Below are 12,234 nucleotides of genomic sequence, written 5' to 3'. Positions count from 1 at the left end.
GGCGCCGGGGTCGGCGGCGAGCATGCGGGCTCCGGTGGTCAGGACGGCTTCCAGGTTGCGTGCTGCGTCGGCTCTCACCGCACCGAGTCTAGCCAGGAAATGGGGAGCCTCGCACAGCTATGGCCACTTGAGTGTGAAAGTGCGTCGAGTAAGTGCTACATTGGAGTGACAGATAGGCAAGGTACTGCGGACATGCTGAGGCTCTTGCTTTGTGCCACGGCCGGCGCGCCCGCCCACCACTTCCAGAAAGGCACCTTCGATGCCGAAGACACAGTCCTCCTCACCCCGGGCGGGTGGGGTGGCCGCCGCGATGAGCGCGTTGATCCTGGCGGTCCTGTTGGCGGCCCTCGACCAGACGATCGTCTCGACCGCGCTGCCCCGGATAGCGGAAGACCTGAACGGGTTCGACGACATCGCGTGGGTCAGCGCCGCCTACCTGCTCGCCTCGACGGCGGTCACCCCGTTGTGGGGCAAGCTCGGCGACATGTTCGGCCGCAAGCGCCTGTACCTGGCCTCGACCTCGATCTTCCTGGTCGCGTCGGTGGCCTGCGGCCTGGCGCAGAACCTGCCCGAACTGATCGGCGCCCGGGTACTCCAGGGCGTGGGTGGCGGCGGCATGATCGTGCTGACCTTCGCCCTGGTCGGTGACATCGTCGCGCCCGCCGAACGCGGTCGCTACCAGGGCATGTTCGGTTCGGTCTACGGCGTCGCCAGCATCGTCGGTCCCCTGCTGGGCGGTGTCTTCACCGACCAGCTGTCCTGGCGGTGGGCCTTCCTGATCAACCTGCCCGTCGGCATCGTGGCCCTCGCCGTCGCCGCCCGTGCGCTGCCCGCCGCCACCCGGGGCACCAGGGCCCGTATCGACTACGCCGGCGCCACCGTCCTGGCCGCCATCGCCACCGGCCTCGTCCTGGTCACCTCGTTCGGCGAACGCTGGGGCTGGGGTTCACCGGCCATCGTCGGCCTGATCGTCGCCACCGTCGCCTTCGCCGCGCTGCTGGTGCCGGTCGAGCGCCGCGCCGCCGCCCCGGTCCTGCCGCCGGCCATGCTGGGCTCGCGGACCGTGGTCTTCTCCTCGCTGATCGGGTTCTTCGCCAACGCCGCGATGTTCGCCGTGCTGGTCTACCTGCCGACCTACCTCCAGATCGTCCACGGCGTCTCGGCCACCCTGTCCGGCATCTCCATGCTGCCGCTGGTCGCCGGCCTGGTCATCAGCCAGTCCCTGGCCGGACGCTGGGCCGCGCACGTCGAGCGGCTGCGGGTGATCCTGCTCACGGGTCTGGCCGCCAACCTCGCCGGACTGCTGCTGCTGGGCACCCTCGGGGCCGGCACCAACACCCTGGTGCTGAGCGCCTACTTCCTGATCACCGGCATCGGCATCGGCATGGTGCCCATGGTCGTGCTGACCACCGTCCAGAACAGCGTGCCCGCCACCGACCTCGGTGCCGCCAGCGCCGTGGTCACCTTCGCCCGCTCCATCGGCGCGGCCTTCGGCGTCGCCGTCTTCGGCACCCTGCTCAACACCGGCTTCGCCGAGCGCACCCACGCCCTGCCCACCGGCGGCGGCTTCGACGCCGCCCGCCCCGACACCATCGACCGGCTGCCGACCGCCCTGCGCGAGACCGCACTCGACGCCTTCGCCCACGCCACGGCCACCGGCTACCTCTGGATCGCTCCCACCCTCGCCGTCGGCCTCCTCCTCGCCGCCTTCCTCCGCCCTGCCCGCAAAACCGGACAGAACGATGCGGATGCGGACACCACCGCCCCCGCCGCCGACGACGCCCGCCTCACCACCGACGACACCGTCAAGGCCGCCTGAACCCCACCGGCGGCACGCCCCCGAACGGCCGACACCCACACCGGGTGCCGGCCGTCGGCGTGTGTCAGGACCCGCAGCCGTCCGGTGGCGCCGGGTTACGCGTCACCCTGGTCCGGGGCGCTCTCGGAGAGCCGCTTGAGCTGCGCGATCCACAGGGTGTTCATGCGCCGCGCCCACACGGGGGACAACGCCTTGAGGGACTTGGCGGCGGGACCGCGCACCACGTTCTCGGTCACCACATGGGTGCCGCCCTCGACGGCGGTGAACAGCCAGGCCTGGTACAGCTGCACACTCGCGCCGACGCCCGACCAGCCGAGCCGGCGGGGCGGTTCGTACTCTCCCACGAAGATCTCGAAGCGCTGCTCGTGGAAGACCACCTCGAAGGTCCGGGGGAGCGGTCCGGCCCACGCCTCGGTGATGCCCGGAACCCAGTCCGGCCACCGCGTCACATCGGCGAGCAGGGCGAAGGCCGCGGCGGGCGGGGCGTGCACCACGGCCTGCGCCTGGCAGAAGCTGTGGGCCTGGTCGGGCGTGAAGCCCGACGGCCAGTGGATGTCCGGATGGCTGTCCGACGCCTCAAGCATCCGGTTCCCCTCTCGCGTGGCCCGGCGGCTCAGGTACGGCCACCGTGGGAGGACAGCCCGAACAGGCCGTTCCCGCGTCCACTCTGCGCGGCTGCCGGTGGACCGGCATACGTCAAATGACTGAGCGGACGGCCCGTCGTCAGCCTTCGCCGGCGGGGTCAGTCCTCCCGGTCGAGGTCGAGGCCGGAGAGCGCGTCCCTCAGCGCGGCCCGCGAGGTGATGCCCAGCTTGGGATAGATCTGGTAGAGGTGCGTGCCGATCGTGCGGTGGGACAGGAACAGCCGCTCCGCGATCTGCTTGTTGGTCAGTCCCGTCGCCGCGAGCGTGGCGATCTGTAGTTCCTGCGCGGTCAGCGTCACGGGTCCCGGCCTGGTGGCGGTCGGCGCGGACAGGCCGCTCGCGCGCAGCTCGGCCGCCGTACGGGCCACCCAGGGCTTGGCACCCAGGCGCTGGAAGACCTCCAGCGCCTGGGTCAGCTGTTCCCTGGCCTCCGCGGTGGCGCGCAGGCGCCTGAGGCGTTCGCCGTGGAAGAGCCGCACCCGGGCGGCGTCGAAGGGCCAGCGCTCCGGCCCCGGCAGGGACAGCGCCCGCTCGAACAGGGCGACGGACTCCTCACCCGGGGCGGTCAGCGCCTCGCAGGCCAGGACCAGCAGCTCCAGCCGGGGCGACAGACCGGCCATCGAGGACGCGCGCATCGCCGCCGCGTGGGCGGCGGCCTCCTCCTCCCGGCCGGTCCGTACGGCAGCCTCGACCAGGTCCATCGTGCCCCACATGGCGATCGGCACGTAGGGGGCCACGGTCCCGGGCGGGCTGAGCGTGCAGGCGTGCTGGTAGGCGGTCTCGTAGTCGCCGTTGCCGAGGGCGGCCAGCGCCCTGGCGTGGCAGGCGAAGTACCGGGCGCCGTGGGCGCCGCGGGGCGTCGCCCACCGGACGATCTCCTCGGTCAGTGCCGCGGCGGTCTCCGCGTCGCCCTGCGCCGCGGCCACGACGGCCTGGATGTAGTGGAAGTACCACGCGAAGAAGCGGTAGTCGTGGTTGGTGCACAGGGTGTGCCCCTCGGCGGCCAGTTGCGCGGCGTCGTCCCAGCGGCCCAGGTGGAAGTAGTCCAGGCCCAGGTGCATCAGCGCGCCCAGATGCCGGCGGACGGGCGCGGTGCCGGAGCGGCCCTGCTCGATCAGCCGGCGCGTCGCCCACCGGAAGTCCCCGAGCCGGTCGGGGAAGACCGAGGCGGTGCCGACGCGCACCACGCGGGTGGGGTCGTCCCCGACGGTGGCGATCAGCTCCGCCAGGCGGGGCAGAACCGAGGGACCGGTGCGTGCCGGGTCGCCGAAGGTCTGGGAGATGACCCAGAGCAGCTCCGGCGGTCCGGGGGTCAGCCGGTCCATGAAGGTGAACAGCGGCTGCCACAGCTCGGGGGCACCGCCGTACCAGCACAGCAGCACCAGGAGGTGCAGGGCCTCGATCAGGGCGTCGTCGGAGGCGTCCCAGCCGTGGTCCCCGGACTCGATCGCCCCGACCAGCAGCCGGTACGCGGTGTCGATGTCACCGTCCCGGTTGATCAGCAGGAACGCGGACGCGGCCGCCGCGTGCAGCGACTGCTGCCCGGTGCCGGGATGGACGAGCCGGGCACCGGCGAGCAGTCGCGAGGCGTCCTCCAGTTCACCGCTGGAGTCCACGCCGACGTAGGCCGCCTCGGCCAGCCGGCGGCTCTCGTCGGCCGCCGTGGGGCTCAGCCCGGCGGCCCGGGTCAGCGCCGTCACCGCGCCGAGGGCGTCCCCGCGCCGCAGCCGGCGGCGCGCGGCCTCCTCCAGCAGGGCCGCGACGGTCTCGTCCGGGCCCACGGCCGCCTCGCCCAGGTGCCAGGCGCGGCGCTCCAACTGCTCGCCGAGCACGCCGGCGAGCGCCCGATGGGCTCGTCTGCGTTCCGAGGCGGTCGCCAGCTCCACCACCGCGGAGCCGATCAGCGGGTGCCGGAAGGTCAGCCGCCGGTTGTCCGCCGAGATCGCCACCAGCCGGTCGCGTTCGGCGGGGGCGAGGTCGTCGACGCCGGCCCGGCCGGCCGCGGCGGCCTCGATGGCGGCCAGGTCGCCGGTGCCGTCGAGGGCGGCGATCAGCAGCAGTTCCCGGCTGCGGTCGGGCAGGGCGGCCACCCGCGAGGCGAACATGCCTTGCAGGCGCTCGGTCAGGGGAAGCACGGTGGGCACCGCCGCCAGCGTCGCGCGCTGCTCGGTGGAGAGTGCCACCGGCAGCTCCACCAGCGCCAGCGGGTTGCCGCGTGCCTCGGCGGCGATGCGGCGCCGTACGGCGGGGGATATGTCCGGGTGGGTGAGTGCGAGCAGCTCGGCCGACGACGCGTCGTCCAGCGGCTTGAGCCGGTGCTCGGTCAGGCCGCTCGACTCGAAGAAGCTGTCGGAGCCCTCACGGGAGGCCGCGAGGAAGCCGATGCGGCTGCCGACGAGCCGCCGGGCCACGAAACCGAGGACGGCGTTGGTGGCCCGGTCCAGCCACGGCAGGTCGTCCACGACGATCAGCAGCGGCGTCTCGGCGGAGATCAGCCGCAACAGCAGCAGCACCGCGGTCGAGGTCAGGAGGCGGTCGGGAACCGGTCCGCTGCCGATGCCGACGGCGACCCGCAGGGCGTCGCGGTGCGGGTTGTCCAGGATTTCCAAGTAGTCGAAGAGGGGGACGAGGAGCTGGTTGAGACCCGCGTAACTGATGTCCGCCTCGAACTGCACGCCGGCCGCGCGCAGCACACGGACGCCGTTGTGCACGGCTCCCGTCGCCACCGCGTCGAGCACGGCGCTCTTGCCCACCCCGGCCTCGCCCGAGAGCAGCAGAGCCGCTCCCTGGACCTGGGAGCCGGCGAAGAAGGACCGGATGAACGAGAGGTCCGCCTCGCGTCCGACCAGCCGTGTCGAGGCTGGGCAGACGGTCGGGTCCGGGTCATTCATCGGGCTGCCTCCAACGGCCGTCGTACGGAGGCCCAGTGTTCCGTGCCGACCTGGCTGTGCCTGCACCCGGCTCCGTGCGGCCCATGCAATCACTGGAGTCTAAAGGACGTCCATAACCGGCCATTCCCGTCGGGCTGCCGTTCGCCGCTCGCCTCGCGGCGGGGGCGGGCCGGCTCCCCGGCGGAGCTGTACCTATTACGGCGTAATAGCGGGAGCCGGTGAGGCTGGGGGCGCCGGGCGCGGGGTGACGCGCCTGGCCGGAACGGGTGCGGGCCCTCCCGTTCCCGCCGTGCGTCGCGCCACGGGGATCAGGAGCGGCGCAGCAGGTCGGCGGCGCGCTCGGCGATCGCGTACACGGTGGCGTTGGTGTTGTTCGAGGGGATGGAGGGGATGACGGAGGCGTCGGCGACACGGAGGCCGTCCAGCCCGTGCACGCGCAGCGAGGAGTCGACGACGGCCACGTCGTCCTCGCCCATCATGCAGGTGCCCACGGGGTGGCAGTACGAGCTGAAGTACCTGCGGGCGTGGTCGGCGATGGACTCCTCGTCCACCGCGGCGAGCCCCGGACTGACCTCCTCGATCCCCCACTCGGCGAGCGCGGAGGACCAGGCGATCCTGCGTGCCGTCCTGATACCCGACAGCACCGCCCGGACGTCCGCCTCCTCGGTGAAGTAGCGCGGGTCGATCGCCGGCGGCGCGTACGGATCCGCCGAGGTGATCCGCACGGTGCCGCGACTCGCCGGCCGCATCGGCGAGATGCCGATGGTGAAGCCGTTGTGCACCGGGGCGACCGGGTTGGGCACCGGTATGTCGATGAAGATGATCTGCACGTCAGGACCCTCGGCGTCGGGAGTGCTGCGGAGCAACCCCAGGATCTCGCCGTGGTTGTTGAGTGCCGTGGGTACCGGCCGCTGGGTCCGGTAGACGAGGTTGGCCCGCGGGTGGTCGTGCAGGTTGTGCCCCACGCCGGGCAGCGCGTGGAAGACCTCGACCCCGGCCCGCCGCAGATCGTTCTCCGCACCGATGCCGGAGCGCTGGAGGATCAGCGCCGACCCGATGCTTCCCGCCGTCAGCACCACCTCTCCGGTCGCCCGCGCGGTGTGGGTGCGTCCGTCCGCGCCGTACTCCACTCCGACACAGCGGTGTCCGTCGAAGAGCAGCCGGTGCGCCAAGGCCCCGGTGATCACCTGGAGGTTGGGGCGGTCCAGTGCCGGGGTGAGGTAGGCGTCGGCGGCGCTCTGCCGGCGTCCGTCGACGATGTTGAGGTCGACGGGGGCGAAGCCCTCCTCCAGGCCGCCGCTGATGTCGTGGGCGCGGCGGTGTCCGGTTTCGACGGCGCCTTCGAGGCAGGCCAGCAGGACCTCGTTGAGCTGCTGGGCCGGCGCCACGGTGAGCGGGCCGGAGGTGCCGCGGCCGGGGGCCGCGCCGAGGGCGGTCTCGGTGCGCTGGAAGTAGGGGAGCAGGTCGTCGAAGGTCCAGCCCTTGGCGCCGTGCTCGCTCCAGCTGTCGTAACCGGTGCGGTGGCCGCGGGCGAAGACCATGGCGTTGATGGCGGACGAACCGCCCAGACCCCGGCCCCGCGGCAGCGGCACGGGGGCACCGGAGGCCTCCTGGACCACGGTCGTGTCGCCCCAGCCGGCTTCCGAGGCGGCGAGCGAGGGCCAGGCCGGCGGGTGGGCCACCGCGTCCGGAAGCCTGGCCGGGCCGGCCTCCAGCAACAGCACGTGCAGGCCGGGGTCCTGGGTCAGACGCGCGGCGAGCACGCAGCCGGCCGTTCCGCCGCCGACGATGACGACGTCATAGGCGGGTTTGAGTGAAGACATGCTGGTTCCGTTCTGCCTGAATCAATGATCCGTGGAAGACGGTATCACTGATACAGCTCCCTGCTCCGTAAACACATGTATCGCCGCACCGGAGCCACGTCCGGACGCCGGGCGACGGGAACCACTCCTGCTTACCGGGCGGGGCGTGTGTTCCATAGGCGGCACACGTATTCAGTTGCCGTGTCTGTCGTCTAGGGTGCCCGCGCCGCCGGGCCGACCCGGGCGCCTTCCACCGTCAAGTGACTGATGCGCGTGGTTTGTCCCGTGCGCCAGGCTGAAGCAGGCCGAGGCTCCGGCGAGCCCGTCGGCATCCGGGATCACACACGACTGCCGGGAGCGGTACGTCCGACACGGAGAAGAGGACCTGGCGTGACACCGGTCGAACAGCAGATTTCGCTGACGAGCAGCAACCCGATACTCTCCCGGCCGCAGTTCGGACGGCGGGGCGGACAGAAGACGGCGGCCCGGGACCCGCGGGCCGGGATCGCCGTCGTGCGGGACCGCATCAGGGCGGGCAACGACTGGGAGCGGGCTCATGGCGACGAGGCCGCCCCGCTGCCGGTCCTCGTCGGCGACCTGATGACGATGGACGGCGTCCTGCCCCGTGCGGCGGCGGCGCTCGTGGTCACGGCCCTCACGGCCGTGCTGTCATGGACCCTGCTGCCGCTCGCCGCGCTCGGCACGGCCGCGTCCTACGGCGTCGCCGCCGGTGCCGCACTGCTCGCCGCGGCGCTGGTGGTGATCCAGCGCCGCAGGAACCCGCCGTCCGCGGCCCCGGCCCTGACGTTCGCGGCGCTTCAGGGCGTGTTCCTCGGCGTGTTCTCGACGACGGCCTCCAGCCACCTGTCACCGGGCGTCTTCGTGCAGACCGTGCTCGGGACGATGGCGGCCTCCGCCGCGTTCCTCCTCGCCCGCGCACTGCACTGGATGCGGGTGAACCGCCGGCTCTACGGTGTCGCCGGCGCCGCGCTGCTCGGACTGGCCTTCCTCGGCCTGGCGGACTGGATCCTCTTCCCCCTCATGGGCGCGGACGGTCTGGGCCTGCGCCCCCTCGGCCTCGGCATCGTCATGGGTGCCGTGGGTGTCGCCCTCGGGGTGTCCTTCCTGCCCCTGCACTTCCGGCAGGTCGAGAACGGCATCACGTACGGCACGTCCCGCGACCAGTCCTGGCCGGCCGCATTCGGGCTCACGCTGACCCTGGTGTGGCTGTACGTGGAGACCGCGCGGCTGCTCACCCTCTACCCGAGCGAGGAGCTGTACTGAGCGCACCGCGGCCGGCGGTCACACGGTCTTGATCACAACCGTGGCCAGCAGTCCGACGCCGTACGCGACGCCGTAGTAGCGAAGCACCGGCTGCCGGGGCGAGAACCACAGCAGGACCAGCGCGAACAGCGCTGTCGCGCCGACCACGAACGGATCGAACCCGGCCTTCTCGAAAGCCACGTTGGCGGTGATGCCCGCGCCGATGAACAGAGCGTTCACGGTGATCAGGACGTTGTCCCAGGCACGCGGCGCACGGTCGGTCGGGAAGAGGAACTGGGCCAGCATGACCGTGGTGTTCAGCAACGTGAACCCGGCGAGGAAGACGGCGTCGGAGAACACGTCGTCGTTGAAGGCGACGACGCGGCAGACCGGGGGCAGGCTCTCGGAGCAGAACCGCCCGTGCAGGTAGTTGGTGACCTCGTGGTCGCCGAAGCTCAGGGCGTACAGGTACGCGCCGGCCGTGAACAGGGCGCCGAGCGCGAGCAGGCCCCCGCGTCGCCGCGGCCGGGCGTCGCGCACCAGGTGAGCGGTGACCAGGTAGTACAGCAGGACGGTGCCCAGGCCGAGCACCATGTTGTTGATCTCGACCCAGCGCAGGAACTGGTTGTCGGCGACGAACGCGAGTGTGCGGTCGGCCTTCCTGTTGACGGAAATGAGCACGACCACCAGCGAGTCGAGGGTGAGCAGCAGATGCAGCCTGCCGTGCGCGAGGCGACGCCTGGGGAGGTTCACGCTCCGCGCCGGGTCTCGCCGGGGTCCGTGGCGTCCTGCGTGGCGGACGAGGGACACAGCCCCCGGATGAGCACGTCGAACAGCCGTGCGGCCCGGGTGTGCTCCTCGTCCTGGGGGCCGACGTGCCACAGGGGGCCCAGCAGCACCAGCACGTCGTCGGCCGTCGTTCCGGGCAGGATGGTTCCGGCGGCCTCGTTGGCGCGCACCAGCGCCGTCAGGGCCTCCAGCAGCGGCCGGTACGGCTCACGGCACTGCTCGGTCATCGCGGCGGTGGCCCCCCGCATCGCCTCCGAGAACTCGGGTGTGGACTGCCCGAGGCTCAGCAGGCGTTCCAGCCACACCCGCAGCGCGTGCGGCGGGCTCAGGGTCGTCAGGAGCGCGGGCACAGCGGCGACCAGCTCGTCCACCTCCGCCCCGTACACCTGAAGCATCAGGGACTCGCGGGTCGGGAAGTGGCGGTAGAGCGTCCCCTGGCCCACGCCCGCTCTGCGCGCGATGGACTTCAAAGAGGTGTCGCCGGGGGCGGCGAGCGCCTCCGTCGCCGCTTCGAGGATGCGCAGCCGGTTGGAGCGTGCGTCCGATCTCATCGATGCTCCGGTCTCTATCCGTGGTGATGCCGTCGGGTGGGCTCGGGCCGCGCCCGCTGGGCAGCGTGTTGACGTGCCGCACATGGCTGGGGTCTCTCGACACTCCGAGCGGTGAGATCCCGGCACTCGACGAGCCGGTGCCGCGAACACCTGCGAGACACATATCCTGGGGAGAAACCTACACTCCGCGGCCGTCGTCCCGACGGGCGGACCATCCGCGCGGGCACGCCGTCCGGCGAGCAGTACACACACCACCCGCTCCGAGCAGAAGGCCATCGATACCCATGTCCCATGACGCAGTCGCTCCCGTCATCGCCCTGCGGCGGCACACGTCGGCGGTGGAGCGGCTCGACGAGCTGACCGCCGCCCTTGCCGAGGACCTCGACGAGGGCAGGTGGGCCCCGGCGGCGCTGGAACGGACCCTGGCCTCCCGCCTGCTCGTGGCCTGCGCCGGGGACGGGCAGTTCACCCCGGCCCGTCTGCGCGAGACCCTCTGGGAGGGCAGCGTCGCCCTGCCGTACGCCGGCGGCGGCCGGCTGGCCCGGCTCCTCGCCCAGCTGTGCGCGGTGACCGCACACCCGGCGCCGGGCGCCGAACCCGCGCTGTCCACCGGCGCGCGCCTGCTGGAACGGGTGGCACAGGACGCACCCGCGGGCGACCGGCCCTGATGGCGCCGGCGACGAGACGTCCACCGGTCCGGGGCGACCGGTGCCCGGCACAGTCAGATGACGGATGTGTCCGGCACTCCGCCCGCGCGAGACTGAATGCCGTGAAACACACACCGGGCTCGAAGGGGGAGAGAGCATGACGAGGTACCACAGGTGTGGCCGGCCCTGCTGTGATCATTCGCCGGTCAGGCGGTCGGCGTCCGGTCGGCGGTCCAGGAGCGCCCGCGCGGGCGGGCCCCTTCTCACCCTGGTGCGGGACTCGGAGCCCCGTCGGACCGTCGAACTGTCCACGGTGACGCGCGAGCCCATGCCGGCCGACGTCCGGGGCGCGATCGTGACGCCGGTGGACGGCAGGCTCATGGCCACCTGGCTGCCCCTGGACGCACCCTCCCGTGTCCCGCAGGGCCGCGTCCTGCTGTCCTGGACGCCCGCGGGCGAGGACCGGACGGACGTCACGGCGCAGCTGGGCCTCGCGGGGACCCAGGTCCTGCTCGCGGTCTGGCCCGGCCTGCGTGGTGAGTGGTCAGGCGTCGTCCGTCCCACCGTCGCGGAGGTGACGGAGCTGCATGCCGCGCTCCGCCTCGCGACGGTGGTCCTGGACCGTCTGGCCGACTGACGGCCGGCGGTCCGCGCGCTGAGGCCTACGCCTCTTCGTGCGGACCGACCCGCACGTCCCCACCGGAGTCACGCAGCGACGGGGCGTGGGCGTGGCCCTGGCTGCCGTAGCCGGTGACCGGGACCTCGGGCCAGCGTTGCCATACCCGCCACGGCCGCACACATGTGCTTCAGCCGCCGGCACAGATTTCACACGTTCCGCGCGGACATGGCCCGTTCCGGCGTCAGACGTCGCGGAGGAAGCCGGCGAGGATCTCCAGCGTCCGTCCCGGCTCCTCGATGGCCGCCGCGTGCCCGCCCCTGACCGCGGCCAGTCGCGCGCCGGGTATGCCTTCCGCCAGTTCCAGCGAGTGCTCCGGGGCCACCATCCGGTCACCTGGACTCGCCACCACCAGGGCGGGGGCGGTGACCGCGGGGAGATCGCCGCGGACGTCGATGCCCAGGGCGAAGGCGATCTGCTGGGCGGTGCCGGGGGCGGACCCCGCGAATGCGGCGGTCAGCTGCCGGACCCGCTGCGGGGTGAGGAGGGTCAGGTACTCCTCGGAGAAGGACAGTGAGGTCAGCAGGGCGCCCAGCCCCTCGTCGCGACGGGCGTGCAGCGACGCCCACATCTCCAGATTGAGCCACAGCGTGGTGCGGGGCCGGGCGAAGCCGGCGAGGGTGAACAGTCCACGGACCCGGCCGGGATGGCGGGCGGCGGCCTTGACGGCCACGGCCGCGCCCAGCGAGGCCCCCGCGATCACGAAGTCGCCCAGCCCGGCCGTCAGGGCCGTGTGCACCACCTGGTCCGCCACGGTGTCCGCCACCAGCGGGCCGCCGGGCAGCGGGCTGCGCCCCGACCCCGGGAGGTCGGCAAGCACGACGGTGTGCGTGGCGGCGAGGCGGTCCACCAGGGTTCCCCAGGTCTCGGCCGCGGTGTTCCCGATGCCGTGCAGGAGTACCAGACCGGGCCCGCTGCCCCGGATGTCGTACGCGAGCACGTGTCCCCCCTTCTCACTCCCGTTACGAGTACGAGAGGGGACGGCACGTGGGTTCACCGGTCCGGGGACGCGGAAGGATCTAGGGAGTCCTGTCCCGCGCCGGGTTCGGGTCCGTCTGTGCCGTGGTCCAGGAGGTGAGGATGCGCAGGGCGTCGTGGGAGGGGCTGCCGGGTTCGGCGGTCAGTGCCATGAGGCGTTGTCCGGAGCCGTCG

General features: G+C 72.4%; 10 protein-coding genes and 2 pseudogenes. 4 read left to right on the top strand and 8 right to left on the bottom strand.

The annotated features are described in order from the left end of the window. Positions 1-259: 259 nt before the first annotated feature. A complete protein-coding gene (locus IE294_RS45315) occupies positions 260-1,819 on the top strand; it encodes an MDR family MFS transporter (protein ID WP_189895175.1) in 1,560 nt (519 codons plus the stop codon). 95 nt (positions 1,820-1,914) lie between these two features. On the opposite strand, the gene IE294_RS45310 is transcribed toward IE294_RS45315, so the two are convergent. The 3 genes from IE294_RS45310 to IE294_RS45300 all read right to left on the bottom strand — a co-directional run bounded on the left by IE294_RS45310 (position 1,915) and on the right by IE294_RS45300 (position 7,177). Beyond that, the gene (locus IE294_RS45310) at positions 1,915-2,403 is read right to left on the bottom strand and encodes an SRPBCC family protein (RefSeq protein WP_189895174.1); all 489 of its coding nucleotides are present in this window, start codon (positions 2,401-2,403) and stop codon (positions 1,915-1,917) included. 158 nt (positions 2,404-2,561) lie between these two features. After that, positions 2,562-5,354, bottom strand: coding sequence for an ATP-binding protein (locus IE294_RS45305; RefSeq protein WP_189895173.1), 2,793 nt, complete (start codon positions 5,352-5,354; stop codon positions 2,562-2,564). A 308-nt stretch (positions 5,355-5,662) separates the two neighbouring features. Further along, a complete protein-coding gene (locus IE294_RS45300) occupies positions 5,663-7,177 on the bottom strand; it encodes a GMC family oxidoreductase (RefSeq protein WP_189895172.1) in 1,515 nt (504 codons plus the stop codon). A 369-nt stretch (positions 7,178-7,546) separates the two neighbouring features. Here IE294_RS45300 and IE294_RS45295 point away from each other — a divergent pair, with 369 nt between their 5' ends. Beyond that, a complete protein-coding gene (locus IE294_RS45295) occupies positions 7,547-8,440 on the top strand; it encodes a Bax inhibitor-1/YccA family membrane protein (RefSeq protein ID WP_189895171.1) in 894 nt (297 codons plus the stop codon). An 18-nt stretch (positions 8,441-8,458) separates the two neighbouring features. Here IE294_RS45295 and IE294_RS48755 read toward each other — a convergent pair whose 3' ends face one another. Further along, complete coding sequence (locus tag IE294_RS48755) at positions 8,459-9,172, bottom strand: hypothetical protein (RefSeq protein ID WP_229918148.1); 714 nt, start codon at positions 9,170-9,172, stop codon at positions 8,459-8,461. Then, positions 9,169-9,759 (bottom strand): TetR/AcrR family transcriptional regulator, encoded by a 591-nt coding sequence (locus tag IE294_RS45285; RefSeq protein WP_189895170.1) that lies wholly within the window; start codon positions 9,757-9,759, stop codon positions 9,169-9,171. Before IE294_RS45285 ends, IE294_RS48755 begins: the two co-directional genes overlap by 4 nt. A 284-nt stretch (positions 9,760-10,043) precedes the next feature. On the opposite strand from IE294_RS45285, the gene IE294_RS45280 reads away from it, so the two are divergent. Then, on the top strand, positions 10,044-10,427 hold the full coding sequence (locus IE294_RS45280; protein WP_189895169.1) for a hypothetical protein: 384 nt from the start codon (positions 10,044-10,046) through the stop codon (positions 10,425-10,427). Between the two features lie 250 nt (positions 10,428-10,677). Next, a complete protein-coding gene (locus tag IE294_RS45275) occupies positions 10,678-11,043 on the top strand; it encodes a hypothetical protein (RefSeq protein WP_306433555.1) in 366 nt (121 codons plus the stop codon). A gap of 34 nt (positions 11,044-11,077) precedes the next feature. Here IE294_RS45275 and IE294_RS45270 read toward each other — a convergent pair. The 3 genes and pseudogenes from IE294_RS45270 to IE294_RS45260 all read right to left on the bottom strand — a co-directional run. Beyond that, positions 11,078-11,203: pseudogene (locus tag IE294_RS45270) on the bottom strand (hypothetical protein); the annotation flags it as partial. A 63-nt stretch (positions 11,204-11,266) separates the two neighbouring features. Further along, a complete protein-coding gene (locus IE294_RS45265) occupies positions 11,267-12,022 on the bottom strand; it encodes an alpha/beta fold hydrolase (RefSeq protein ID WP_189895168.1) in 756 nt (251 codons plus the stop codon). 79 nt (positions 12,023-12,101) lie between these two features. Next, positions 12,102-12,234: pseudogene (locus IE294_RS45260) on the bottom strand (transcriptional regulator); the annotation flags it as partial.

Source organism: Streptomyces canarius, from assembly GCF_014650735.1.
Lineage (GTDB): Bacteria > Actinomycetota > Actinomycetes > Streptomycetales > Streptomycetaceae > Streptomyces > Streptomyces olivaceoviridis.
This window is presented reverse-complemented; position numbering and strand designations above follow the sequence as displayed.